This window comes from Prevotella sp. MGM1, from assembly GCF_002933775.1.
In the GTDB taxonomy this organism is placed as follows: Bacteria; Bacteroidota; Bacteroidia; order Bacteroidales; family Bacteroidaceae; genus Prevotella.
Genome location: NZ_BEWV01000177.1, coordinates 38938 through 63713, shown reverse-complemented (window position 1 = coordinate 63713; position 24776 = coordinate 38938). Strand labels below are relative to the sequence as shown.

Below are 24776 nucleotides of genomic sequence, written 5' to 3'. Positions count from 1 at the left end.
CATTCCTATTTCGTATGCAGCGTTTGGTGGCTTTTGATATGGCAAAAGCCATTGTTTGCATTGAAATAGGTTTTGTGTGACCATTATTGATTGTCACGCTGTTTTCTATAATAACAACAGAGTACTTATGTTAAATAAATTTACCCCCCCGAAAAGGCAGAGCGTCTTGAACGTTACGGTTCACTTGACGGTCTTAGAGCGTATGCGGCGATTGGAATAGTGATAATGCACGTATTGGCAAACATCTCTGTGAAGCCGTCTGAAAACTATTTTACTGTCACGTTGATACCGTGGTTTACCGATTTTACACTGTTATTCATGGTCGTAAGCGGTTTTTCGCTTTGCTGCGGATATTATGAGCGGATTAAAGCCGGTTTGATTACTCCCAATTCTTTTTATAAGAAAAGATATATAAGAATACTTCCGTTCTTTGCTTCTCTTTGTGTTCTTGATGTGATTATATCACCGAGTATGTATTCTTTATACGAGATGTTTGCGGATATGACATTGTGTTTTGGTCTGCTTCCTGACGTTAATATTTCAGTTATCGGAGTAGGGTGGTTCTTGGGGGTCGTGTTTGTTTTCTATATGTTGTTCCCTTTCTTTGTCTTTTTGATGGACAACAGGCGTAGAGGCTGGATTGTTCTTGTCGCGACATTGTTGTTGGTTTGGATGGCTACACGGTACTCTTTCAATGGAGAGAGTCCAGAGCCTGTTATTGGGCGAGGAAATATTGTTTATTGTATGCCATTGTTCATGGCCGGAGGGCTTGTGTTTCTTTATCGCAATCCTTTGTCTTTATTTGTGAATAGACACAATCGGATGGCCTGTTGCATTATGTTGGCGGGTATTTTGACGTTTTTTGTGTTGTCTTTATGGGAGTATTCAAGTTTTGTCCTGTTACTTAGCGAACTTGTTCTTTTCACAATCGTGCTTATATATGCCATCGGTTCCGACAATATATTGTTCAACAACAGGGTCGTAAAATATGTCAGCGGACTGTCGATGGAAATATATCTTTGCCACATGGTAATGTTTCGTGTGGTCGAGCGACTTCATTTGGAGAATTTTATATCCGATACCGATTGTCTGTATATCGTTGTATCGGTGTCTGTAATGACCGGTACGATCGTTTTCTCACATGTCATGAAACATTATCTTTTGAAAGGAATTATTGCTAAATTTGGTTAGGATATTTACTTCTTTCTCTTCCCTTTGGCAAGCAGCCACAATGAGGAGAAGCATACCGTGACGAGTATGCCCGCATAAACGAGATGCTCCCATAATGCAGTGAGAAATCTTTTCATTAATTGTGATATTGCCTCTATGGGGCAAAAGTAATATAAAAATCCGAAAATCAAAATATATCATGAAGGTTTTTGTTACCGGTACGCGCGGCATTCCCAATATAATGGGTGGCGTGGAGACCCATTGCGAGGAACTGTTCCCAAGGATAGCGGCCATGGGTGTCGACGTTACAGTGGCCCGCCGGAAGAACTACGTGACCGAACGTGAGCCGCTTACCGGGTGGAACGGCGTGCATCTCGTAGACGTAGATACGCCGAAGAAGAAGTCGTTTGAGGCCATAATACATACGTTCAGGGCAATAAACGAGGCGAAAAGGTGTGGGGCAGACATTGTCCATATCCATGCCATAGGCCCGGCGTTGCTTGTTCCGTATGCCAAGATGAGAGGGTTGAAAGTCGTTTTCACTCATCACGGTCCCGATTATGACCGTGACAAGTGGGGGATAGTGGCTAAGGCCATGCTGAAACTCGGTGAGCGGATGGGCTGCATGTTTGCTGACGATGTCATCGTTATTTCCCGTGTGATAGAGCGGTTGATTGCCGATAAGTACGGCCGCACTCGTGGCGTGCATGTGATATCGAACGGTGTTCCCGCTCCCGAAAAGTGTTCCGCTCCAGATTATTTCCGTTCTCTTGGCATTGAGGAAAACAGATATATCCTTGGTATGTGCCGTTTCGTTCCCGAAAAGCGCCTTCATGACTTGGTCGAGGCATTTGCGATGTTGAAAGAACGGGGTGTCATAGACGGCAATACGCGTCTTGTACTGGCCGGTGACACCGACTTTGAAGACGATTACTCCCGTCGGCTTAAACGCATGGCTCTCGATAACGGTGTTGTGCTTACGGGCTTTGTCAAAGGCGTCAGGCTTCATTCACTGCTCACCAACGCCATGTGCTATGTACTGCCGTCTTCGCACGAGGGGCTGCCCATCGCTTTGCTTGAAGCCATGAGCTACGGCCTGCCCGTAGTAGTGAGCGATATTCCCGCCAATATGGAAGTCGGTCTTCCTGAACAATGCTATTTCCGTTTGGGAGATGTGGAGATGCTGGCCGACCGTTTGTGTGATGTCATGCTGAGACAGGTGCCGTGGGTGAATTATGATATGGGCTCATATGATTGGAATATAATAGCACAGCAAACAAGGTATGTTTATGAAGCCGAAACGACATGAAAAACACTCTCATAATCATTTGAAAAAATCTTTCAAAATATCACCTATCCAGGGTTCTTTCATCTTTTCCTTGAATGGGTCATATTTGAATTAAAAAAACATCTTTATTATATGTTTTCTTTAAGTTGCGAAAACTATCCTGATATAACATTGCTGACCGATATAAGGTAGTGTCAATAGCGCTATGTTCAACTGTCAATGAATCAATGTTAGTCTCATCTACTGATTTTTCTTGCATTGTCGTATCCATAGCCAAAGAATCCTGTGGTGCATTTATAGTTTGTGTCCCGGCGCTGCTGATTATTCTATTACTTGTTGGCTGAGCCCCAAAGGCGGAACTGCTTAGGACAATAATCAGCAATATTGATATTTTAGCAAGATTATTCATATTGATTTATTTTGCGAATATAATATTTTTCATCGGATTAAGCATAATGAATGTCTTGAAAAATGCTAAATAAAAGAACACTGCAATAGATTTGTTGTGATTAAAGGCTTGTGATGTGCTTTTTTCGTTCTTTTTATAACATAATATTATTACCCTTTATCCAGATGGATATCAATTATATGGTTTAATGCGCCCTGAGTCGGAAAGAGATGTAAGTAACTTATATACAATTATTTTCTATTGCTTTAATTCTCTTTTGTATGACCGTCTTTCCCGATAATAAGCCTGTAATTATGATTAATGAGCAGTTTTTGGAACTTCTTAGATGTGGAATGTATAGAGTATCACCCGATTTACGTCTGTTTGAACATGTAGATTGGGATGCTTTGTTTCAAATGTCAGTGGTGCAAACTGTTGTTGGAGTCGTTTTGGATGGAGTGGAGTTATTGCCACAAGGTTTACAACCGGCAACAATCTTGAAGTTAAGGTGGGTGATGTTGGTAAGACAGATAGAAATTCAAAACGAAAAACTTGACAATAGAGTAATTCATATATGTGATTTTTTTTCCAGCATGGGATTAAGCCCGATGGTAATAAAAGGGCAGGTGATAAGCCGTTACTATCCTTATCCTGATCATCGTCAGGCAGGAGATATAGACCTGTTTTTCACAAAAAGACAAGAAGTTGAAAAGGCAAATATTTGGGCAAAGAATAATACAAGGTGCTATTCTGTGGTGAATGAAAAAGAACTGGCATATAGGTTGGAAGACGTCATAGTGGAAAACCATATTAGATTAGCGGATATGCAATATGGTTGTTATCAGGATAATTTACAAAAGATTATACAAGATGAGCTTATTGAGGAAAATGGGAGTTTTGTAAAAATCAGAGAAGCAAGGGTCAGGACTTTGCCAGCTACGTTGACCGTTCTTCACCTTATAATCCATATACAGTACCATTTGTTAAATGAAGGTCTTGGCTGGCGCCAGATGTGTGACCTTGCTATGGTATTGAATGATCAAGAACTGATTGGTTGTTTGGATAGAGATGCTTTGAATAGTTATTTGTCTCAGATAGGGCTTAAACGTATGTCGGCAGCTATTGGTTATGTGTTGTTTGCCGAACTTGGATTATCGAGAGACAAAATACCTTTTGATATTTCTTCTTTTGGAGCAGATATAATTGTAGATGATATCTGGACCGGTGGTAATTTTGGAAAAAAGCGATTTGCGTTTAAAGGAAATGTCGGTTTTGTCAGGCAAAAAATTATGGCAATGCCATTGCATTGGAGACAGTATAGAAAATACAGAAAACTTCTCCCTAATGAGGCTTGGGCTAATTTCCTTGTTAAATTTAAAAGAGTTGCGAAAGGAATTAAATAATAAGATAAGGCAGGTTGAAATATTCTTTATCGCCTATTTCCCCCGCGAAGTACTTTGGGATCCTTTCTTTCATGTCTATCAACGCTTCTGGCGCCTGAAGCGTGGGTATCTTTAATCCGGCGCGTTTCCCTTTTTTAACGGTTCTTCTTTCTTTGTTGTTTCCATCCATCCGCCTTTGAACAGTCGGATGAGGAATATGGCGCCACGGAATATCAGTTCTGTCGCCATGGCTACCCATACTCCGCGCAGGCCATAGTGCGGGGCGAGGATGGCGGCGGCCGACAACCTGACGGCCCACATGCTGGCAAGGTTCATGATGGCAGGTTTCAGCGTGTCGCCCGCTCCCACGAATACTCCGTAGCAGACGATGGCCGCCGCGAACATCGGTTCGGCGAACGCCTCGATGCGCAGTGCGGCGGTGCCGAGTGCGCGTATGTCTTCCACGGGAGTCATTATAGCCATCATCTCGGGGGCGAAGACGAACATGAGTACCGCCATGAGTGTCATCACCGTCATTCCAAGTGCCACCGACAGACGGGCGAAGCTGCGGGTGAGCATCCGGCGTCCGGCGCCCAGTCCCTGTCCCACGAGCGTGGTGGCGGCCTCGGCTATGCCGTAGCCCGGCATGTAGCAGATGCTCTCCACTGTGATTGCGAACGTGTTTGCCGCTATCGATATGTTGCCGAGCGGAGCCACGATGGCCGTGCTCACTATCTGTGCGCTGCCCATAAGTATCTGTTGCAGGCTCATGGGCGCTCCGATCTTGAAAGCCGCTTTCACGCAGTCGGCCGTTGGGCGGAACGATCCCGGGCGTCCTTTTAGCGACAGTTTGCCGGGGCGGAATATCATGAAATACATCATCATGCAGGCCGTCACGGTTATAGCCATCAGAGTGCCGACGGCGGCACCGGCAACACCCAGGCCTATGACGAATATGAATATGTAGTTGAACGCCACGTCGAGAGCGCACATCATGATGTTGAGCATGCTCGGGATGCGCATGTTACCGCTGCATTTGAGCATGCTGCCGGCAAGGCTCGACATCTGTAACATGGGCAGGGCAAGCGAGAATATTAGGAAATACATAGACGCGTCGGCTGCGATGTCGGCGCCGCCGCCCAGCCAGAACGGCAGTCGAGAATGGATGGCAACGGCCGTGAGCATGAGCGCGGTGCTGAAAATGAGGGTGCACACAATGCCCTGCCGCAACACACGGCGTGCCCGCTCGAAGTTGCCCGCCCCGAAGCAGTGGGCCACCTGGACCGAGAAACCCATGGAGGCGGCACCGAGCAGTCCGCCAAAGAGCCACGTGGTAGACTCCACCAGGCCGATGGATGCCGACTGCCGCGCTCCGAGACTGCCCACCATGGCGGCGTCTATGAAGAACATCAGCACCGATGACAGTTGAGCCAGCATCGACGGGATACTCATCTCGATGATGAGGCGCAGTTTTTCCCGTCTTGTCATTGCCCGTCCGTCGCGTATGTATGCCAGCAGTTTCCCGCTCTTGTCTTTCCCTGATTTCAATTCCTTGTATTTTTAGTGTCGATACTTGTACGTGCCGGCATAAATCCACCGGCAGTCAGTGTTTCGGTCTGCAAAGTTACAAATAAACTGTCATTTACGGTGTTTCAGACATCTATTTCGGTCTGAAACCGTGTGTTTTGTCTTTCGGTGGAGAAGAAAACAACAGGAAACCGCTTTTTGGCATCGTATCGTTATGTGAATTGCGGTGGGTTATGAACTGCTTTCTTTAATCGCAAAAGGCACGGAGGCGCATACGGCTATACCATATCATACTGGATTAGCCTGTGTGCCTCCGTGCCTTTTGCGATTAAAGAAAGCTCTGTATGCCTTTGTCCTTAGTGATGTTCAGTCTTGAAAGCCTTGCCGTCTTTGGTGAATTTGACTATCGTTCCGTCGTTGTATATCCAGTCTGTGCGGCCGTTTTCCGCCGATGCGTGCTTGTCTGGTTCGCCCTTTGCCATTCTCACCTCGCGCTTTGTGAAGCCCACGGCCACACGACCCTCTTGAATCATCTTACGTTTCGCTTCCGACAGCCCTTTCAGTCCCTCGGGTATTCCTGCTCCGAACAGGTATCCATAGTAGTCTTCGCGCGCTCCGTCGATGTCGCCGGCGATGTCTTCATTCACGAATGTCACCTGTTTTACGAACGTCTCTCCGGTGTTGGTGCTTTTCAGCGTCATTCTCACATATCTTGTTCCGTTCTGTGTCTGTATCTTCTCTATCCTGAATGTCGACAGGCGGGCAATGCCGACCATCACTCCCGAGGCGTTTTCCATTTTCGTCGGATACTTGGTGTATACATTTCGCCCGATGTACTTGGAGTATTCGTTTGACGCCGCGATATTGGCGTCTGCCAGTTCGAACGATCCGGCGAAGAGAAACTTTGCCTTGTCCATTATGAACTCGTCGTCGCGCATGCCGCTGTTTGTCTTGCTCATGGCCACGCTCTGATAGAACTCGCGGCCTTTCTTGTCTTCCACGATAATCTTGACCGGGCAGCTGCGGCTGCCTGCGCCTACCGCCCTCACGGTCACTTCCTCGTTAAGCGGCACCGAAATCTCCTCAAATCCGTCGCCGTCCATCTCTGTGTCCACCCTGTAACGGGTTGCCTTGGTATACAGTTTCATGCCTATCAGTTTTTCCCGGGCTATGTCCACGTCGCCGAGATAGGCGAGGGTGGGCACTCCGAGCTTGCCGTAGCAGTAGTCTTCAAACGTGCCGTTCGGTATCCGGTAGTAGTAGTTCTTGTTGTCGTCCGTGCACAGGAAGTTTACAAGCGCAAATCCCTCGGGTGTCTCTGTGTGTCCCTTGTATATCATTATTTTGTGGCGCAGCCGTCCGCTGCTCACCTCCTTGCCCGTGGCAGCGTCGCAGAACGTGTTGACTATCAGATCGTATTTCTCGGGCATTACCATGAATTTCATGCCTTCCTGCCAGTCGCAGAGACTGTAAAACCTGAAGTTCTCGCCAATGAAGTCGCGGGCCTCCGGCTCGGCTTCGTCTTCGGCGGCCGTTGCCGTGCTTTTCGTTACGGCCGCTTTCTTTGCCCCACGTGTCTTCACTATATATGGGTTTTGTGCCGAGGCTGAAATCGTGGCCAGTGCCATCATCAAAATAAAAACTGTTTTCTTTTTCATATTCATCAGGCTTGTATCGGTGTTTTTGCTGTTTTTCCTAACTCTGCAAAGGTAAAATAAAAAAACGAGACACAAGCAAGAAACGATACATAATATGATAATGACACCGTAAAAAATGATGATGAATGTAGGAACGGCATCTTTCTGAATGCAGTGAATAATGTTTACAAAAGGTCTTTCATATTTCGGTCGCTTGAAAATTAAAATACGTCGGCCGCAAATATCGGCGTATTTTGCTGTTTTACGCAATATGGTGTATATCAGTGTTATACGAAAAATATATGTTGTTTATATTCTGGATATTCCGCTTTTGCAAATTTCTGGTTTGCGTTTAGTATACTGATTGTGTTGCGTTTAGTATCCCGTTGCTTTCCGTTTAGCCGCTAAACGGAAAGCAATCGGCAGCCGAACGGCTTCCATTCAGCCGCCCGTTGCGGGAAGTAAGGCGGATTTCCGTATTGCGATCAAGGCGCTATCGCATTGTGTATCGCAATGCGTAGCGCCTTGATTTTTCTGTTTCTACAAAAAACAAAGTGTTAAATCCGTGACTTTATTATTACGTTCTTCACTGTTCCGACACCCACTTGGCGATGTCTTCGAGCACTTCCGGTGCCATGGTCTCCTCTATTTCGGCATACTCTCCTATTTTGCCTGTCTCGCAGTGTTGGAACATGTGGTTCAGTCCCGTGTATTTCTTTATGTTCACGTTCTTGTTGCCGGCCAGGTGGCGGCGAATGGCTTCGAGGTTCATCGTAGCGTCTACCTGCAAGTCTTTATCTCCGTTTATTGCCATTACGGGGCATTCGGTACGTTCGATGTCCTCTCTCGGCGAGAAGTCTATGAAGTGGTTTGTCCATGCGTTGTTCTGCGCCTTGGCCATGTTCCTGATCTGTTCGAGTGTAAGTGTGTGTATGCCGGATATGGCTTTGGTCTGTTCGAGGAGCAGGCTGTCGCCCCTGACGGCGCACCCGGCCATGCTGACGATGAAGTCGGCCTTGCCGCGTGCGGCCAGCATGAAAGCTACCGTGCCGCCCTCGCTGTGTCCCAGAACTCCCGTTTTGCCGAATTTGCCGCTCGCCCGTAGAAAGTCGATGCCGGCCGCGGCGTCTTCCATGGCGTCCGCAGTGGTGGCATTGGCAATGTCGCCAGTCGATTTGCCGGTTCCACGGTCGTCATACCGCAGTGTGGCTATGCCGTTCCGCGCCATGTGGTCGGCGATTATGAGAAACGGTTTGTGGCCGAACAGCTCTTCGTCACGGTTCTGTTGTCCGCTGCCCGATACCATTATCATCACCGGTATATTGCCCTTGCCGTCATATCCGGCAGGGTAGGTGAGTGTGCCCGACAGCGTGGCACCTCCTTTCGTATTGTCGAATGTCACTTTTTCCGTGGTGTATCCGAACGGCGGCCGTGGAGTCTGCGGTCTTTTCCGTTCTATCAGGGTCTTTTTGAGGTCTATAGGAAAGCTCATGCCCATCTGTACGAAAGCTCCTTTCAGTGTGTCGCCATTCCGGTGTCCGGCAAGTTTACCTCCGATGGCGGGGATGGATATGTTGAGTGAGTCGGCCGACAGGTGGTTTACGGTTGTCTCTATGCCGAACGCTCCCTGGTCGGGACTGTCCATCGTGCACTTGCCGTCTTTTATGTTTATCACGACCGCCAGCGATGACGGTCCCACTTTCATGTCGCCTTTCCATGATCCGTCTATGGCTTGTGCACGTGCGTTGATGCTTGCGGCCACTATGCAAATCAGTGTGAGAATGTTTCTTTTTTTCATTATATCATGTTTGTTGTTTTTTGTCGTTTCTCAGTCTTCCAGGTATTATTGGGTGTCTTCCCGGGCTGTTTCTCGCTCTGTCCGGTTTCTCTTTTTGGGAGTTCTTCCGGCCTTGCGTAGCGCCTCGTTTATAATCCACTGTATCTGGCCGTTGGTAGAACGGAACTCATCGGCCGCCCATGCTTCGATGGCGTCCATCATCTCGCTGTCTATCCTGAGTATGAAATTCTTTGTCTTTGTCTCTTTTTTCGCCATGTCCGTTGGTTTTGAAGAGAGTTAGTGCGGTGCCGGCCATGATTGCGCAAGCCGTGTACTGTCGTCCGCTTGGATGTTTGTCATTTGTGAGCGGCGTATCAGTGGTTCAGTGTGCCAGTGTTTACCACCGGTTGTGCCGATTCGTCGCCGCAGAGTACCACGAGAAGATTGCTTACCATGGCGGCTTTCTTATCGTCGTCGAGTTCCACTATGTCCTCGTCAGCGAGTTTGTCCAGTGCCATCTTGACCATCGACACCGCTCCCTCCACAATCTTTTCGCGGGCGGTGATGATGGCCGATGCCTGCTGGCGGCGCAGCATCACAGCCGCGATCTCGGGTGCGTAGGCCAGATAGTTGATGCGTGCCTCGACCACTTCTATGCCCGCCATAGCCAGTCGCTCGTCGAGTTTCTCTTCGAGCTGCTTGTTTATCTCGTCACCTCCGCTACGCAGCGTCAGTTCTTCGATGTGGTTGTCGGTGTCGTCGTAAGCGTATTGTCCGGCCACCTGCCGCAGAGCGGCGTCGCTCTGTGTCTTCACGAAGTTTTCAAAGGCATTCATCATGCTTGTCACAGATGTGCCGATGTTCACTTCGTTCTTGCCTGCTGTTCCTGCCTGTGCCATGGTTTGCGAGTCGATTTCGAACATTGCCTTGTACGTGTCTTTCAGTTTCCATACCAGCACGAGACCTATCATCACCGGGTTTCCCGTCTTGTCGTTCACCTTTATCGGCTCGGCATCGAGGTTGCGGGCGCGTAGCGATAGCTTTTTCGTTGTCAGGAACGGATTTACCCAGAAGTATCCGGTATCGGTGAATGTGCCTTTGTACTTGCCGAAGAACACCATCACACGGGCCTCATTGGGTTCGAGCATCACGAAACCGCCCCAGATGAAGAACGTGGCTATGAGCGTCGTGACAGACGCGCCGATGAGAACTCCTCCTGGGGCGCTGTCCAATATGATACCGTATACTATGCCCGCTATGGCCAAAAAAGTCAAAATAAGATTGACAAAAAGCATAATGAAGCCGTTTACTTTCATTCCGTTGAATGCAAATTCTTTCTTTTCCATATTTTAAGTATATTTTAAAGTAATATCATTTTAATATCACAAAGATAAGCATTGATTTACTTTTTGACACTTGTCGTATCGTGAATTTTATATTATTTAACAAAAATGGATATCAAATCCCTCTGTCTCAGACTGCCGGTTGTTTTGTTTTTGATTAATTTTGCGCTATGGAAAAGTTAGACGACAAGAAGATCGCCGTGCTCCTCTCAGGCGGGGTAGACAGTTCGGTGGTGGTGCATGAGTTGGCAAGCCGCGGGCTGACGCCCGACTGTTTCTATATAAAGATAGGCCCGGAGGAACAGGAAGAGTGGGACTGCGCAAGCGAGGAAGACATGGAGATGGCTACGGTGGTGGCTGCCAGATACGGTTGTAAGTTGCAGGTGGTAGACTGTCACCGCGAGTATTGGGACGGAGTCACCCGCTATACGATGGACAAGGTGCGGGCGGGCTTCACCCCTAATCCCGACGTGATGTGCAACAGGCTTATCAAGTTTGGTGCGTTTCACGACAAGATAGGCCATGGCTACGACCTCATAGCTACGGGGCACTATGCCCGCACGGAAATTGAAGATGGTGACAAGTGGCTTGTCACAAGTCCCGACCCGGTGAAAGATCAGACCGATTTTCTCGCGCGGATTTACGACTGGCAGTTGCGTAAGGCATTGTTTCCCATAGGTCACTATATGAAAGGCGAGGTGCGGGAGATTGCCGAGCGCGAACATCTTGTCAACGCTAAGCGCAAGGACTCGCAGGGCATCTGCTTCTTGGGAAAGATAAACTATAACGAATATATCCGGAGGTATCTCGGTGAGAATCCGGGCGATGTGCTGGAACTGGAAACCGGAAAGAAGATAGGCCGGCACCGCGGACTTTGGTTTCATACAATTGGACAGCGGCACGGTCTGGGTTTCGGCGGAGGGCCGTGGTATGCGGTGAAAAAAGATGTGGATGAAAACATACTTTACGTAAGCCACGGTTTCGAGCCGGTCACGGCATATAAGAGCACATTCCCCATCCGCGATTTCCATTTTCTTACCAGACGGGTGGAGATGGGCAGAGTGACGTTCAAGATACGGCATACGCCGGAGTATCATCCCGCTACGCTCGAACAGACTGGCGAAGGGGCGTATGTCGTTCATGCCGAACGGCCTATACAGGGAGTGGCGCCGGGGCAGTTCTGTGTTGTGTATGATGAGCGGCATCACCGATGCTTCGGTTCAGGCGAGATTACGCTTTGAAACGAATTAAGTAAAAAAAAGAGACACGGAGCTCGGGGTGTAATGTCATTTAGGGCGATATACCTCTGTGGCTCCGTGTCCCTGTGTTCGGGTGATTACGGTCTTGCTGTTATTCTTGTTCTTGTTTTTCGGGGATTGTTTTCTATTTTCCGACCGTCATTTCTTTATCTCGAGGTTATTGTTTCTTTGCCTTGCCGTCACAACCTGCATTTCCTTGCGTTGTCACTTCTTTATTTTGCTTTTCATCCATTCCACCGACTCGTCGTTGGTCTCGGGAAATCTCCAGTGGCCGCTCGTCGGAGTCACACGTAATACTTTTTCTGTTGTAATCTCGTTGTAAGCGGCGAATGTTGATGTGGGCGAGCATGTCTCGTCGTTATACCCGAAAGAGTAGAACACCGGGCATTTGACACGTCGTGCGAAGTTCGCCACGTCATAGTACGCCAGTGTCTCTTCGGCTCCGGCCGGTTCGGTGGTGTTTCTGAAATACTTCGGCCAGCCGCCGGCGCGGTCGTATTTGAAGCCGAGCACATCGCAAAGGGCGGGGTAGAACGGCGAGCAGAAAGTCACTTTCCGGTTCAATGCCGCCGTGACTATCGACAGCGCGCCGCCTTGACTGCCCCCTGTTACGCCAGCATTGACACCGTCCCATTCTGGAAGTGAGCACAGAAAGTCGATGCAGCGGGAGCATCCCGCATATACGTCACGGTAGTAGAACGTTTCCTTTGAGCCTATGCCGTTGCGGTTGTAGTCTTTCGCGATTTCTTCGGCCTTCTTGTACTCCTCGTCGTCCAGTTCAGGGTTGCATCCGTTGTGGATGTTGATGTTCAGGTATATGAATCCGAGCTCGCTGTAATATGTTGTCGGTGAGATCTTTTTCGACCCTGCGCCGGGCGGACAGAACAGTACCGGATAAGTGCCATTGCCTTTCGGTTTGGTGAGATAGCCGTACATGTTTCTGCCGTTCGGGCCTACCGTAAGTTTCACAAGACTTACTTCTACCTTGTCCGTGGAGTATTGCGGCAGCGGTGTTATCTCAGGTCTCAGTTTTGTTTTCCCTGCTTTTCTCATCGTATTCTGCCAGAATTTGTCGAAGTCTTCGGGCATGGGTGTCAGGCTTTTGATGTCTTGCGGACTGTATGCCACTTTGACAAGGTCTTTGATTGTCTTGCCGTATACGGTGAAATTGAGATTGCACGAGCGGAAACCAGGCTCGCTGCGTGTGCCCATCGCGACGGTTGCCGTGCCGTTACGGAATGTGGCTGAGTCTTTTTTGTACGGCATCATCTCGTCTCCCGTGCTGTAATACACCTTCACTCCGTCTACCGGAATGCCGCCTTTGTAAGCCTCTATTTTTATTATAGCCTCTTCTCCTGTGTTGTAGTTGCGGTCTTTGTGGTCTGTCGTGATGATGTATTCCACGTAGTCCCGCTTCGCTTTCGAGAACTGTGCTGCCGCAGACAGCGAGCAGCACGTAAACAACAGCATGATGACACTCTTTTTATTCATGTGGATAAGTTTTTAGATGATTGATATTGTTTCTTTAAACAGTAGTTTGTATTTCTCCGATATGTGGATGTACGGTATTTCGGATATTGCGTGTCCGCATGAGGGATAATGTATGGCGGCCTTTATCCGGCTTTCGTTTCAGTTTGCCATGTCATCGTTTGATATGATGCCTTCGTTCTTGATGATGTTCTCGTATGTCACATTCATCTCGTCCATCATTGCACATATGTTTTCGTCTGTGCCGCATACATACCTTATATATTCGTCCATTGTATTTATCCTGTCTGTTTTTGCTGTGTCAAGCGGTTTGTCGTGCAATATAAGTGTTATGTTCTCCGTAAGCAGACCGATCAGCGTGGCCTGTCTTAATGTAGCCTTCCCGGTCTTTGCCTCGCGTATACCCATGGTGTAAGCCGTCATCACAGTCCTTACCAGCAGTCTTATGGCAAGTTCGTTGTCGACAGGATCTTCAGTGCCGTTTCGCGTGTAGTTCTTGAAGTGTTCCACCGCTTTTGTGAAGCGGCCTTCGAGTATAGCGGTGACATTACGCTTGTATTCGGTTGTCATGGCTTCGAACATCTCATCCGTGCGGCATGCCATTCTCATTAGTTCGAACAATGAGGTGTTGCCTGCGCCCATGGCCTTGAGTTGTTTCTCTATCTCGTCAAGGCTGTAATTGAGTTGTGAAATGATGAAGAACATTGTGTCGTTGAAGCCTCCCACCATGTTCTCATAGTGCTCCATGGCAAGTGTTTTCATTGTCAGCGGGGTTATTTTACCGTCATTCTGTTTGTTCATCGCATCGTATATACCGTTGATATATGCCGTGAAATATCCGCGTATTAGCGCTGCGAGTGTTTTATATTTGTCTGTCTGTGTCATAATATATATATAAAGATAGTGCAAGTCGAATGTAATGAAACTTGTTTCAAATTACTGAGGCGAAGCCTATCTGTCCGCAAAGATACTCAAAAAAAGCATTAACAGGTCGATGTTGCCGGCGTTTTATTTTGCCATTTGCGGAATGATTGTTATTTTTGCGGGTAAAAAGCGGAATATGGGTGCAGACAAAAATACGGATATACTTATTGCCCACGGCATACGTCCGACAGCCAATCGCATATTGGTTGTGCGTGCGCTGCTTGCGGCCGACCGTCCTATGTCGCTTACAGAGCTTGAGCATAAGATATTGACACTTGATAAATCCGGCATATTCCGTGCCCTTACGATTTTTCGCGACAATCACCTCGTGCATGTCATAGAAGACGGCGGCGGCAGTGCACGCTACGAACTGTGCACGAGTGATGGCGAGGCGGACGATGATCTACATGTGCATTTCTACTGTGAGAGTTGCCACCGCACGTTCTGCATTGACAATGTGCCTGTGCCTGCCGTGTCGTTGCCCCGCGGTTACCGTCCCGAATCCGTAAACTACATGTTCAAGGGACAGTGCCCGGAGTGTTCCGGGAAATGAATAGGGAGCTTGCCGGCAGGATATACGTGATAAAAACAATGGGGGGACACGACCGATGTCGTGTCCCCCCATTGTTTATCTGATATTCTGATGATGAATATCTTTTGCCCTTTATCTCTTTTTCATTTCAAAAGTTGATTGTCTATGTGCAATGAAAAGAGTTCTTTTTTTGTGTATCACAAAGTATCTTTTATTATTTCACGAAGAACTTTCTTGTCTCTCCGTTGGAAGTCTTTATGATATTAAGACCTTTTACCGGAGCGGAAATCCTGCGGCCATCAACGGTGAAGTACTCTGCGTTTTTCTTCGTGTTATTTGTTATGTTGCTGATGCCGTCGGTGATGTTGCCTTTTGTATCGAGTACGTATGATTTCACTATGGCTGTCGGAATAATCTCTCTGTCAATCTCTTTCTCGGATAGAACGCTGCCGAATACGGTGATGTATCTTCCGTCTCCCGTGATGCCTGTAACGGTATGGAAACCGTTGTCGTCATACTCTGCAAGCTCTTCGAGTGAGCCGTATACGTCTTTCAATAGTCTCGGCTGGTCTTCACCGGCTTTCAGTATGATAGCGTTACGCGGGTCAAACCATTGGCCGGTGGTATATCCCACCACGGTTCCGTCGTTGCTTACGGCGGTAGGAGTCACGCTTGTTCCCGCATCAATACCGTGGTTGCCGTCGATGGTGATTATTTTAAGCTCTTTATTCTCTATGTCATAGATGCCGATGCGGTCTTCTGTATTATCAATACACGTTTTTTAACATTTGGCATACGTGATAAGATTATTTTACTGCTTGATAGTTGTAATAAACGGGACATAGTAATGGTTTTTATGTTGATAAGTTATTGAGTGTCAGTTTGTTTTGCTTTATTATTCTTGTGCGGTAACTTCCTCTGTCAATGAGGTCGTTTGGTCGATGAACAGCCGGAATTAATATATAAAACGAAAAAGTGAGATTTGCAACGGACAACCGAGCGTCTTGTAACGGATTGACAGATTCATTTATAAAAATATAAGAAGGTGCCCTATTGTAAAAAGCGGACATGGAGATCATTCCATGTCCGCTTAAATGTTGTTGCGTATTATGTTTTTTATCGTATCGGTTCTCCGGTTTGAGAAAATAAAGCCGTTTTTCATGGCTTTATTGATCTGATAGGCAACCGGTATATTTTGTTGCCTTATGTTTATGCGTATGTGGGCGGCAATGCTTGGCTATGCGGCAATGTGTGTCAGACATTGAACAGCCGCCAAGCGGCATACCCTATGTAGCTTAAAGTGAGCAGTACTCCTTCCGTCCGGCTTACGGTATATCTCGTGAAAGAGAAAAGCCATACAGCCACCGCTCCGGCAATCATCACGCAAAGGTCTGTGATGGTGATGTCTGTGATGGTCAGCGGGCTGATGGCAGCCGTGATTCCGAGAATGGCAAGGATGTTGAACACGTTGCTGCCGATGACATTGCCAATGGCCATTGCCGACTGTCCTTTACGGGCGGCCACCACGCTTGTTGCCAGTTCGGGCAGCGATGTGCCTCCTGCCACGATGGTGATGCCGATGGTGGCATCGCTCATTCCGAGTATTGCGGCCACTTTTGTGGCATAGTCAGAGAAAAGGTCGCTGCCGATAATGAGGAACAATAGTCCGATAGAAATGAAAGCGATGCTTTTCCATACCGGCATGCCGGTATTGGAAGCATGTTCGTCTGTCGTTCCATTGCCTGTATTGGCGGCCGCGATTTCGTTTTTTTCTCGTTTCACGGTATAGATGGTGAATGCCATGAATGTGGTGAAGAATACGAGCAGTATCATTCCGTCTGCCCGGTCGATCGTGTTACCCCTTATATTTATTCCGGAGAAATTGTCGAGACAGAGAATGATCAGCAGTACTGTCATGGCAACCGAGAGAGGGAGATCTTTCGACACGGTGGATCGTGAGATGGTGATCGGTGATACCATGGCTGCGCATCCCACGATGAGCAGAGTGTTGAGGATATTGCTGCCGATGACATTTCCAACGGCCATATCGGCGGAGCCTTTCAATGCCGATGTGAGGCTGACAAACAGCTCTGGCGCCGATGTGCCGGCGGCCACGATGGTCAGGCCGATAATCATTTCGGGAACCTGCATGCGACGGGCCAGTGCGGATGCTCCTTCGGTGAGCCGGTCGGCTCCACGTAGCACGAGAACAATACCTATTATGATATATACTATGTATAATGCCATTTCCGTATTATTTTCTTTTGTCTTGGGTCGATATTTTATGTCCTTGAAACAAGAATGCCGGGAGACGCATCGTTGGCCGATTTGCGCTCCCGGCATTCTTGTAGTATGTATTAGTATCCGAAGATATATTTTACGGTATTGCCTGTCTTGCCAGTGACGGTCATCGTGCTTATGCTCTTGTCCGGGTTAAGAACGGTAGACACTGTGAAACGGCCGTTTTTCGCTGTAGCCTCCGTTATCACGTAGCTGTTGCGCATGTTGCGGAAGAGTGAGAGCAGCATGAATGGGTTGCACTCGTCGGCACCGAGCAGTAATTGGTTGGCATCTACCGATTGGTTGCGGTTGCTAACCCTTGTTTTCTCATCACCGAAGTGCAGCTTCAAGTCTTCGCCGTAAACCGGTCTGCCGTCGGGATATATATGCCTGTATTTAAGGCTGTCGGCGATGTGCTCGTCGTCTGCTCCAAATCGCTGCCCGCCTGAAACGAGGTGGGACACTCCCGATCTTTCACCTCCGGCAAGAAGCCGTTCGACGCTCATTGATATCGAGTTGGCAACGATGCCGCTCTTGTATACCACGGTGTCGGTTTCAGAAGTGAGATTGTCCGGCTGGTAACCTTCGTCAAATCGGCCTTCCAACGTGTTTGACCCTGTGGTTACGTATAGTGTGGTGTCTTTATCGTTGTAGTTGAAACCGATGTTGTGTTTCGTGGCTCCGTTCCTGAGCATCTTGAATGTTGTGGGACGGCATTTATCGTCATACGTGATTGTGATATCTGTTCCATCGTCACCCTTTATCGTTTTTACGAGAGGTGCGTTTCCGAGTGAGCCGTCGCCTCTGGTGGCATACTGTGCGAGGTAGAATGTGCTGTAAGCATCGTGCTCATTGGCATCCTGTATAGTTATTCTCGCGGTGCGTTTAAGTCCGGTCTTGTTCTGTTCGAAATGAGTCGGGATTACATAGAAACTGTATCCGTTTCCGCGCATAAGGTCTATTTTGAGCCAATCTTTGCTCCCGTCCTGTACTATGTACCAGTTGCCTATCGAGGCGAACTGAATGTAGCCGTTGGCCGTGTTTGCATAGCCGCTTGTGCCGCCGGCTCCACTGAATCCTGAGTTGCCCCCATTGTCGTTGAGGCATGATGCCATCATGGGTATGATGGCTGCCATGATAAATAGTCTGATGATTTTCATAAGTGATATTAATTAATGATGTGAATATTGGGTATTGCCTTATGTTTGTTGTGGCAGTGCCTGATGACGACTTAATACTCGTTGTCTTCGTCCGTATCTTTTCCTTCGGTTGCGTCATAGTCGAAATCGCCATCATCGTATACGTCGAGTCCTTCGAGTGACGGGCCTATGAATGCGTCGAGTGAGCGACGGTCTTTTTTAGTGGGGCGACCGGTGCCTCTCGCCCTGTTGACAAAACCGCTTATGCGGTTCATTTCGAGCAGTTCGTACTGATCTGCCGTGGTCACATTCTCATAGATCTCCGGTATTAATTTCGCACCGACACGTTGTTCGATGGGTTTAAGAACCTTGAAAGAATATGTCACGGGAGGCTTGCGCACGCTTACCGTTTCTCCGGTCTTGACCGTATGCGACGGTTTGACGTTAGTGCCGCTTATTGTCACACGTCCGTTCTTGCAGGCATCGGCCGCTATCGAGCGTGTCTTGAATATGCGTGCGGCCCACAGCCATTTGTCTATTCTTGCCTCATTGGTCATTTTCCTATTGTATTATTTAAGCGTGGGTATGGTTATTGCGGTGTTATCCGAAAACCGCTTGTATATTATTTCTTTTTATTGAACGCATTCATGGTGATGTTGACACCCGAAAGCACGAAACTTTTGATTATCTCACCGGCCGTGTCAAACTTCGGTTCAAGTGCTTTCATCTCCTCTTCGTCATATCTGCCGAGAACCCATTCCACTTGCATGCCGCGAGGAAAATCGTTGCCGATGCCTACACGCAGACGGCTGTATTTGTCGGTACCGAGCACGGATTGTATATTTCCTAAGCCATTGTGTCCGCCGTTGCTTCCTGAAGGTTTCAGGCGCAGCGTGCCGAGAGGCAGGGAAAGGTCGTCGACTATGACGAGCAGTCGGTCGATATCGATGTTTTCTTTGTTCATCCAATATCTGACGGCATTGCCGCTGAGATTCATGAATGTGCTTGGTTTCAGTAAGATCACTTTTCGCCCTTTGATGCTCGTCTCTGCTACAAATCCGTAACGGCGGTCATCAAAAACAATATTGGATGCCTTGGCGAAGGCATCCAATATCATAAATCCTGTATTGTGGCGGGTATTGTCGTATTCGTTGCCGACATTTCCCAACCCTACAATCAAATATTTGTCCATTATTGAGCAGCAGCGGCTGCGGCAGCCGATTTGGATGCGCGTGTGGTTTTAACAGAACATACGATAACTTCTGCCGGAGTGGCGAGTTCGAGACCTTCGAAACTCAACTCACCTACCTTGATGCTCTTGCCGAGGCGAAGGTTGGTAACGTCGATGTCGAGGTGTTCCGGTATGGCCTGATAAGGAGCTGTAACATTAATCTTGCGGATAGAGAGGTTGATACGACCACCATCGCGCACACCCTGGGCAAGACCGTTGAGTTTTACGGGGATGCCAATTGTGATGGGTTTAACTTCGTTTATCTCATAGAAATCCACGTGCAACAGAGCGTCTGTCACCGGATGGAACTGCAATTCTTTGAGGACAGCCTTGTGCTCCTTGCCGTCTATGTTGAGGTTTACAACGTAGATGTGCGGAGTGTATACAATCTTGCGCAGTTCTGTCATTGACACTGCGAATGACATTGCTTCGGGAAGTCCGTTCTCGCCTTTTTTCTCTCCGTACATGTTGCAGGGAATGAGTCCCTCTTTACGCATTGACTTAGATGCCTTCTTGCCCAAGTCGGTGCGCATCTTGCCTGTTAAGCTGATTTCTTTCATAACTTGTGTTACTCTAAATTAAGTTTAAACAATTGATACTTGCTTAATTCACCATCACACTGATTTTAATCGATGTGCTTGAAAAAGCGATGCAAAGATAGTCGTTTAAATTCAATTACGCAAACAATGCACGGGGATTAATAATAAAAAGTGCAATATTTTCACTTATTTCTTGCATTATATTGGTTTTTTTGTCTAATTTTGCAAGCAAAAGACATTGTTGCGAAGGATAAGTGTATCTCAATAATAAAGTCAACCATATAAATTAAGTATGATAAACCGCGAAATTATAAGAATCAAGATAGTTCAGTTAACCTATGCGTACTATCAAAACGGAAACAAGAATATAGACTCTGCCGAGAAAGAATTGTTTTTCAGTCTTTCAAAAGCCTACGACTTGTATAATTATTTGTTGGCGCTCATGGTGGCGGTGACAAAAGAGGCTCGTAAACATGTGGAGGTGGCTCAGGCAAAAGCAAGACGTGAGGGAACGGAAGAGCCGTCCACGAAATTCATATATAATAAGTTCGCTCTTCAACTTGAAGAAAACAAGATGCTGAACGAATTTATGGAGAGCCAGAAGAAGACATGGGATGACGAGGCTGAGTTTGTCAGGAAGTTGTATTTGCAGATTACCGAAAGCAATATATATAAGGAATACATGGCAAGCGGTGATGATTCTTATGCTGCCGACCGTGAGCTTTGGCGGAAGATATACAGAACATTGATACAGGAGAACGAGGCACTCGATGATGTGCTCGAAGAACAGAGTCTGTACTGGAACGATGACAAGGAGGTGGTTGACACATTTGTACTTAAAACAATAAAGCGGTTTGACGAGAAGAACGGTCCGAAGCAGGAACTGCTTCCTGAATATAACAGTGATGACGACAGGGATTACGCCCGCAAACTGTTCCGTGCTACTATTCTGAATGCCGATGAATACCAGCGTTTCATGAGTGAGGCCTCGCGTAATTGGGACTTCGGACGTCTCGCATATATGGATGTAGTGATAATGCAGATAGCTATAGCTGAGATTATGACGTTCCCCACTATACCGATAAGTGTTTCTATCAACGAATATGTGGAAATGTCGAAACTGTACAGTACACCGCGAAGTGGCGGATATATCAACGGCATGCTTGACACCATCGCACGCCACTTGGTGGATACTGGGCGTCTGCTCAAAAGCATCGAGCCTCAACGGGTAAGCATGCCAAAGGGAGGTGAAAAGACTGAAAACGAATAAACACGGATTAAAACGAATAAACATCGAATATGACAACAACATTATTTTTATCGGCTCAGGCTGCCCAGGGTGGTGGAATGACAAGCATGCTTCTTATGATGGTGGCCTTGTTTGCCATCATGTGGTTCTTCATGATCAGACCTCAGCAGAAGAAGCAGAAAGAGATACAGAACTTCCAGAACTCTCTTGCCGTAGGAACATCTGTGGTGACCGGTGGCGGCATCTACGGAACGGTGAAGAAAATAGATCTTGCGGCAAACATCATTGAGGTGGAAATAGCCAAGGGAGTGGTGATACGTGTAGACAAAGGCTATGTCTTCAAGGATATGGCAAGCACACCTGTGCAGACAAAATAAATGGACTGGCGGTATCGCATAGCACATATAGTCAGGAAATCCTTATTCAAATTAGTGAATAAGGATTTCCTGATTTTTTTGTTTTTTCTTGCGCTTTCCGCTGTCTTCTGGTTGTTGATGACGCTTAATGAGACCTATGAAAAAGAAGTGAGAATACCTGTCAGCATAGTGAATGTGCCTGATAACGTGGTACTCATATCTCCGAGTACGGATACCATGAAAGTGGTGGTGAGGGATAAAGGACTCGTTTTGCTTGGATATGAATATAGAGACATCTTGCGTCCGCTGCGTATAAACTTCAAATCATATGTACGTGGCACGGAGAGTGCTTCGATAACATCGGCCGAGTTGCAGCGTTTCATATATCAACAGTTGTCGGCTTCGACTAAAATCGTGAGTATAAAACCGGATAAGTCGGAGTTCTTTTTTAATTACGGACTGTGCAAGCGTGTGCCTGTCAGATGGCGCGGGCATGTGGTTCCGGAGCAACTTTATTTTATTTCTCACGTGGATTATCAGCCAGACAGTGTCGATGTGTATGCCGCAGAGGAGAAATTGGACAGTATAGACGTGGTATATACGGAGACGTTGAACTATGATAACTTCCGGGATACGCTCTCTATAACCTGCGGATTACAGAAAATACGAGGTGCGAAGTGCGTGCCGGATAGGATAAAGATGGCTTTTTATACCGATGTGCTCACGGAGGCAAACATGAGTGTGCCGGTGACGGGTGTCAATTTTCCTGACGGTAAGGTGCTGAGAACATTTCCATCGAAAGTCACCGTTCATTTTGTTACGGGTATAAGCCGGTTGAAAAAACTTCGACCGTCTGATTTTACGGTGGTTGCTGATTATGAAGAGATAATGCGGCATCCGTCGGATAAATGTGCGGTACATCTGAAAGGGATACCGCATGACGTAAGTAGGGCGAAGATAGATGTTGGTTCAGTGGATTATCTTATCGAGGAAGAATGACGGGATATACGATATCGGAGTTGTTGATATGCCCGAATGGGATATTAATGCCATTCGATGGAGTACGGCTCTGTCTGTTAATGGTTGAAATACGCGGCTGATAAGGATGAGAATAGGAATTACCGGAGGTATCGGCAGTGGAAAAAGCTATGTTTGTGCCAGACTTGAAGCTTTGGGGATAAAAGTCTATGACTGTGACAGCGCGGCCAAACGTATAATCAGTTCTTCTGATGAGATAAAAGAGCGGCTGACGGAACTCATTGGTCCGGACACATATAAAGACGGCAAACTCAATAAAGCGGCCGTTGCGAGTTTTCTTCTTGCTTCGGAAAGCAATGCGCAAGCTATAGACGCCATTGTGCATCCGGCTGTTGCCGTTGATTTTGAAAATAGCGGAATAGAGTGGATGGAGTGCGCCATTCTATATGAGTCGGGATTTGACCGGCTTGTAGATAAGGTAATAGCGGTGACTGCTCCCGATAGTGTAAGGGTGAAAAGGGTTATGGAACGTGACGGAATTACATGCGGGAAAGTACGTGAATGGATGGCACGGCAGTTGCCACAGGAAACCGTTATTGCGCGTGCTGATTATGAGATAATAAACGATGGTACACATGATGTGGACCGACAGATAAACGAATTAATAAACAAATTGAAGTAAACAAAGACATGTTACAGACAATCTTAGCAATCTCGGGAAAGCCCGGACTTTACAAATTGGTATCAAGGGCAAAGAACAGTCTTATAGTGGAGGTTCTCGACGATACGCACCGCCGTATGCCTGCGTTCGCCACCGACAGGATAACATCGCTCGCAGATATCGCAATGTATACAGAAACGGATGATGTCCCGTTGCACAAAGTGCTCACAAGTATGAAGAATCTTGAAGAAGGAAAGACCTCTGCTTTGGATTATAAAAAGGCAAGTGGTGACGAACTGCGTGAGTATTTCGCAAAAATACTGCCCGATTTCGATCGCGACCGTGTGCATAACAGTGATATAAAGAAACTTATCCAGTGGTACAATATACTTATAAGTAACGGTATTTCCGATTTCGATGAAGAGATGACACCTACGGAAGGTGATAATATCGATGACCGAAAAGAATAAGAAAGATACTGTCTGAGATAATGAAAGACGAAGGAAGACCGGCCAAACTGAAAGACATTGCCGAGAGACTCGGTATAAGTGTCGCCACGGTGAGCCGTGCTCTCCAAGCAAATCCCGCAATCAGTAGGCAGACGCGAGAACTCGTGATGCAGACCGCACGGGATATGAATTATACCAAAAATATCATTGCCGATAGCCTGCGCAGCGGTTCGCTGCCGGTTATCGGTGTTATTGTTCCCCACGGTGTGACCCACTTTTACTCATCTGTGCTTGATGGGATAGAGCACATTGCGGCATCAGCCGGATATGCCGTGGTGAACATAAACTCACATGAGAGATATGTAGAGGAATATGCCAATGTGCGAGATCTTGCCAATCTGCATGTTGCCGGAATAATAGCGAGCGTGACTCAGGAGACGGCCGATTTCTCACATTTCGGCTCTTTGATGGCCGGAGGTATACCGGTGGTTTTTGTCGCACGCGACATACCGATGCAGACATATTCTTCCGTGACGGCCGATGGAGCAGAGGCGGCTCGTCGCGCGACACATCATCTTATCAAACAAGGTTGCCGTAGGATTGCCATTCTGTGTGGTCCGAGCCGTTTGAAAATGGTGGCTGATCGCAAGCACGGATATATTGAGGCACTGCGTGAGTATGGTTTGCCTCTGCGCCCCTGTTATGTGGCATATAGTGATATCGATTCAGCGTCAGCTGTTGACGCCACCGATACGCTACTTGATCTCAACGAGTGTCCCGATGGCATTATAGCACTTAATGATACGCTACTCTTTTCAGCTATGAAGACAATAAAACGCCGCGGTCTTTCGATGCCGTCGGATATAGCCCTGATAGGTTTCAGTGATGCGGAATATGCCGCTGATGTATGTCCGACATTATCTACAATAGAAGATCGGAGCCGTCTGATGGGTGAGAGTGCGGCACAAATCCTTTTAAATCATATACGTGGAGATATGACTCCGGTGCGAAAGGTAATCTCCACGGTGCAGCGTATACGGCAAAGCAGTCGACGGAAATAATGGTCTTCCATATTATTTATAATTTTTGTTTTTTTTCATAGGTATCTCAATTGGGTGAAAAGCAATTGCTTTTTATAAAACGTCCGCAAACCGGCTTTCTGGCAATGGTATGACAGGC

Annotated in this window: 25 protein-coding genes; 11 read left to right on the top strand and 14 right to left on the bottom strand. The window is 47.3% G+C overall.

All coding sequences use genetic code 11. From position 1 onward, the window contains the following. Positions 1-138: 138 nt before the first annotated feature. On the top strand, positions 139-1191 hold the full coding sequence (locus MoGM_RS06815) for an acyltransferase (RefSeq protein ID WP_255401874.1): 1053 nt from the start codon (positions 139-141) through the stop codon (positions 1189-1191). Positions 1192-1369: 178 nt separating this feature from the next. Beyond that, positions 1370-2479, top strand: coding sequence for a glycosyltransferase family 4 protein (locus MoGM_RS06810; protein WP_199181773.1), 1110 nt, complete (start codon positions 1370-1372; stop codon positions 2477-2479). 79 nt (positions 2480-2558) lie between these two features. On the opposite strand, the gene MoGM_RS06805 is transcribed toward MoGM_RS06810, so the two are convergent. Then, complete coding sequence (locus MoGM_RS06805; RefSeq protein ID WP_104369350.1) at positions 2559-2867, bottom strand: hypothetical protein; 309 nt, start codon at positions 2865-2867, stop codon at positions 2559-2561. A 293-nt stretch (positions 2868-3160) separates the two neighbouring features. Between MoGM_RS06805 and MoGM_RS06800 the strand changes: the two genes are divergently transcribed. Next, entirely contained in the window at positions 3161-4249 is a 1089-nt protein-coding gene (locus MoGM_RS06800; protein ID WP_158249568.1) for a nucleotidyltransferase family protein, read from the top strand. Between the two features lie 111 nt (positions 4250-4360). Here MoGM_RS06800 and MoGM_RS06795 read toward each other — a convergent pair whose 3' ends face one another. From MoGM_RS06795 to MoGM_RS06775, 5 genes are all read right to left on the bottom strand, one after another. Then, the gene (locus MoGM_RS06795; protein WP_104369371.1) at positions 4361-5716 is read right to left on the bottom strand and encodes an MATE family efflux transporter; all 1356 of its coding nucleotides are present in this window, start codon (positions 5714-5716) and stop codon (positions 4361-4363) included. 395 nt (positions 5717-6111) lie between these two features. Further along, on the bottom strand, positions 6112-7413 hold the full coding sequence (locus MoGM_RS06790) for a hypothetical protein (protein WP_146078677.1): 1302 nt from the start codon (positions 7411-7413) through the stop codon (positions 6112-6114). Between the two features lie 565 nt (positions 7414-7978). Further along, positions 7979-9190, bottom strand: a complete 1212-nt coding sequence (locus MoGM_RS06785; RefSeq protein ID WP_104369347.1) for a S9 family peptidase — start codon at positions 9188-9190, stop codon at positions 7979-7981. A 45-nt stretch (positions 9191-9235) separates the two neighbouring features. Beyond that, entirely contained in the window at positions 9236-9445 is a 210-nt protein-coding gene (locus MoGM_RS06780; protein WP_104369346.1) for an Arc family DNA-binding protein, read from the bottom strand. A 98-nt stretch (positions 9446-9543) separates the two neighbouring features. Further along, the gene (locus MoGM_RS06775) at positions 9544-10515 is read right to left on the bottom strand and encodes an SPFH domain-containing protein (RefSeq protein WP_104369345.1); all 972 of its coding nucleotides are present in this window, start codon (positions 10513-10515) and stop codon (positions 9544-9546) included. A gap of 167 nt (positions 10516-10682) precedes the next feature. Here MoGM_RS06775 and mnmA point away from each other — a divergent pair, with 167 nt between their 5' ends. Further along, positions 10683-11753, top strand: coding sequence for a tRNA 2-thiouridine(34) synthase MnmA (mnmA, locus tag MoGM_RS06770; RefSeq protein WP_104369344.1), 1071 nt, complete (start codon positions 10683-10685; stop codon positions 11751-11753). Positions 11754-11975: 222 nt separating this feature from the next. Here the strand turns inward: mnmA and MoGM_RS06765 are convergent, their stop codons facing one another. Further along, complete coding sequence (locus MoGM_RS06765) at positions 11976-13262, bottom strand: acetylxylan esterase (protein WP_104369343.1); 1287 nt, start codon at positions 13260-13262, stop codon at positions 11976-11978. A gap of 138 nt (positions 13263-13400) precedes the next feature. Continuing rightward, positions 13401-14144 carry a hypothetical protein gene (locus MoGM_RS06760; protein WP_104369342.1) on the bottom strand — a complete coding sequence of 248 codons (744 nt, stop codon included), beginning with the start codon at positions 14142-14144 and terminating at the stop codon, positions 13401-13403. A gap of 175 nt (positions 14145-14319) precedes the next feature. Between MoGM_RS06760 and MoGM_RS06755 the strand changes: the two genes are divergently transcribed. Beyond that, entirely contained in the window at positions 14320-14736 is a 417-nt protein-coding gene (locus tag MoGM_RS06755) for a Fur family transcriptional regulator (protein WP_104369370.1), read from the top strand. A 193-nt stretch (positions 14737-14929) separates the two neighbouring features. On the opposite strand, the gene MoGM_RS06750 is transcribed toward MoGM_RS06755, so the two are convergent. From MoGM_RS06750 to MoGM_RS06725, 6 genes are all read right to left on the bottom strand, one after another. Continuing rightward, positions 14930-15385 carry a hypothetical protein gene (locus MoGM_RS06750; RefSeq protein ID WP_104369341.1) on the bottom strand — a complete coding sequence of 152 codons (456 nt, stop codon included), beginning with the start codon at positions 15383-15385 and terminating at the stop codon, positions 14930-14932. A gap of 584 nt (positions 15386-15969) precedes the next feature. Next, the gene (locus MoGM_RS06745) at positions 15970-16962 is read right to left on the bottom strand and encodes a calcium/sodium antiporter (protein WP_104369369.1); all 993 of its coding nucleotides are present in this window, start codon (positions 16960-16962) and stop codon (positions 15970-15972) included. A 110-nt stretch (positions 16963-17072) separates the two neighbouring features. Continuing rightward, positions 17073-18155 (bottom strand): BACON domain-containing protein, encoded by a 1083-nt coding sequence (locus MoGM_RS06740; protein WP_146078676.1) that lies wholly within the window; start codon positions 18153-18155, stop codon positions 17073-17075. Between the two features lie 71 nt (positions 18156-18226). After that, positions 18227-18691 (bottom strand): RNA-binding S4 domain-containing protein, encoded by a 465-nt coding sequence (locus MoGM_RS06735; protein WP_104369339.1) that lies wholly within the window; start codon positions 18689-18691, stop codon positions 18227-18229. A 65-nt stretch (positions 18692-18756) separates the two neighbouring features. After that, positions 18757-19326: an aminoacyl-tRNA hydrolase gene (gene pth, locus MoGM_RS06730; protein WP_104369338.1), complete on the bottom strand. Its 570-nt coding sequence runs from the start codon at positions 19324-19326 to the stop codon at positions 18757-18759. Further along, positions 19326-19925 carry a 50S ribosomal protein L25/general stress protein Ctc gene (locus MoGM_RS06725; RefSeq protein WP_104369337.1) on the bottom strand — a complete coding sequence of 200 codons (600 nt, stop codon included), beginning with the start codon at positions 19923-19925 and terminating at the stop codon, positions 19326-19328. Before MoGM_RS06725 ends, pth begins: the two co-directional genes overlap by 1 nt. A 271-nt stretch (positions 19926-20196) precedes the next feature. On the opposite strand from MoGM_RS06725, the gene nusB reads away from it, so the two are divergent. From nusB to MoGM_RS06695, 6 genes are all read left to right on the top strand, one after another. Next, complete coding sequence (nusB, locus tag MoGM_RS06720; protein ID WP_104369336.1) at positions 20197-21174, top strand: transcription antitermination factor NusB; 978 nt, start codon at positions 20197-20199, stop codon at positions 21172-21174. Between the two features lie 29 nt (positions 21175-21203). Further along, positions 21204-21530 carry a preprotein translocase subunit YajC gene (yajC, locus tag MoGM_RS06715; protein ID WP_104369335.1) on the top strand — a complete coding sequence of 109 codons (327 nt, stop codon included), beginning with the start codon at positions 21204-21206 and terminating at the stop codon, positions 21528-21530. A 147-nt stretch (positions 21531-21677) separates the two neighbouring features. Continuing rightward, positions 21678-22508: a YbbR-like domain-containing protein gene (locus MoGM_RS06710; RefSeq protein WP_233210193.1), complete on the top strand. Its 831-nt coding sequence runs from the start codon at positions 21678-21680 to the stop codon at positions 22506-22508. A gap of 106 nt (positions 22509-22614) precedes the next feature. Next, on the top strand, positions 22615-23169 hold the full coding sequence (coaE, locus tag MoGM_RS06705; protein WP_104369333.1) for a dephospho-CoA kinase: 555 nt from the start codon (positions 22615-22617) through the stop codon (positions 23167-23169). 8 nt (positions 23170-23177) lie between these two features. Further along, a complete protein-coding gene (locus MoGM_RS06700) occupies positions 23178-23618 on the top strand; it encodes a DUF5606 domain-containing protein (protein ID WP_104369332.1) in 441 nt (146 codons plus the stop codon). Between the two features lie 20 nt (positions 23619-23638). Beyond that, a complete protein-coding gene (locus tag MoGM_RS06695; protein ID WP_104369331.1) occupies positions 23639-24658 on the top strand; it encodes a LacI family DNA-binding transcriptional regulator in 1020 nt (339 codons plus the stop codon). Positions 24659-24776 lie beyond the last annotated feature (118 nt).

What these genes read in the sequence shown, in the direction of transcription:
- MoGM_RS06810 (WP_199181773.1), top strand. Translation starts at nt 1,370, where the DNA reads ATGAAGGTTTTTGTTACCGGTACGCGCGGCATTCCCAATATAATGGGT.
- MoGM_RS06805 (WP_104369350.1), bottom strand. Translation starts at nt 2,867, where the DNA reads ATGAATAATCTTGCTAAAATATCAATATTGCTGATTATTGTCCTAAGC.
- MoGM_RS06800 (WP_158249568.1), top strand. Translation starts at nt 3,161, where the DNA reads ATGATTAATGAGCAGTTTTTGGAACTTCTTAGATGTGGAATGTATAGA.
- MoGM_RS06795 (WP_104369371.1), bottom strand. Translation starts at nt 5,716, where the DNA reads ATGACAAGACGGGAAAAACTGCGCCTCATCATCGAGATGAGTATCCCG.
- MoGM_RS06790 (WP_146078677.1), bottom strand. Translation starts at nt 7,413, where the DNA reads ATGAAAAAGAAAACAGTTTTTATTTTGATGATGGCACTGGCCACGATT.
- MoGM_RS06785 (WP_104369347.1), bottom strand. Translation starts at nt 9,190, where the DNA reads ATGAAAAAAAGAAACATTCTCACACTGATTTGCATAGTGGCCGCAAGC.
- MoGM_RS06780 (WP_104369346.1), bottom strand. Translation starts at nt 9,445, where the DNA reads ATGGCGAAAAAAGAGACAAAGACAAAGAATTTCATACTCAGGATAGAC.
- MoGM_RS06775 (WP_104369345.1), bottom strand. Translation starts at nt 10,515, where the DNA reads ATGGAAAAGAAAGAATTTGCATTCAACGGAATGAAAGTAAACGGCTTC.
- mnmA (WP_104369344.1), top strand. Translation starts at nt 10,683, where the DNA reads ATGGAAAAGTTAGACGACAAGAAGATCGCCGTGCTCCTCTCAGGCGGG.
- MoGM_RS06765 (WP_104369343.1), bottom strand. Translation starts at nt 13,262, where the DNA reads ATGAATAAAAAGAGTGTCATCATGCTGTTGTTTACGTGCTGCTCGCTG.
- MoGM_RS06760 (WP_104369342.1), bottom strand. Translation starts at nt 14,144, where the DNA reads ATGACACAGACAGACAAATATAAAACACTCGCAGCGCTAATACGCGGA.
- MoGM_RS06755 (WP_104369370.1), top strand. Translation starts at nt 14,320, where the DNA reads ATGGGTGCAGACAAAAATACGGATATACTTATTGCCCACGGCATACGT.
- MoGM_RS06745 (WP_104369369.1), bottom strand. Translation starts at nt 16,962, where the DNA reads ATGGCATTATACATAGTATATATCATAATAGGTATTGTTCTCGTGCTA.
- MoGM_RS06740 (WP_146078676.1), bottom strand. Translation starts at nt 18,155, where the DNA reads ATGAAAATCATCAGACTATTTATCATGGCAGCCATCATACCCATGATG.
- MoGM_RS06735 (WP_104369339.1), bottom strand. Translation starts at nt 18,691, where the DNA reads ATGACCAATGAGGCAAGAATAGACAAATGGCTGTGGGCCGCACGCATA.
- pth (WP_104369338.1), bottom strand. Translation starts at nt 19,326, where the DNA reads ATGGACAAATATTTGATTGTAGGGTTGGGAAATGTCGGCAACGAATAC.
- MoGM_RS06725 (WP_104369337.1), bottom strand. Translation starts at nt 19,925, where the DNA reads ATGAAAGAAATCAGCTTAACAGGCAAGATGCGCACCGACTTGGGCAAG.
- nusB (WP_104369336.1), top strand. Translation starts at nt 20,197, where the DNA reads ATGATAAACCGCGAAATTATAAGAATCAAGATAGTTCAGTTAACCTAT.
- yajC (WP_104369335.1), top strand. Translation starts at nt 21,204, where the DNA reads ATGACAACAACATTATTTTTATCGGCTCAGGCTGCCCAGGGTGGTGGA.
- coaE (WP_104369333.1), top strand. Translation starts at nt 22,615, where the DNA reads ATGAGAATAGGAATTACCGGAGGTATCGGCAGTGGAAAAAGCTATGTT.
- MoGM_RS06700 (WP_104369332.1), top strand. Translation starts at nt 23,178, where the DNA reads ATGTTACAGACAATCTTAGCAATCTCGGGAAAGCCCGGACTTTACAAA.
- MoGM_RS06695 (WP_104369331.1), top strand. Translation starts at nt 23,639, where the DNA reads ATGAAAGACGAAGGAAGACCGGCCAAACTGAAAGACATTGCCGAGAGA.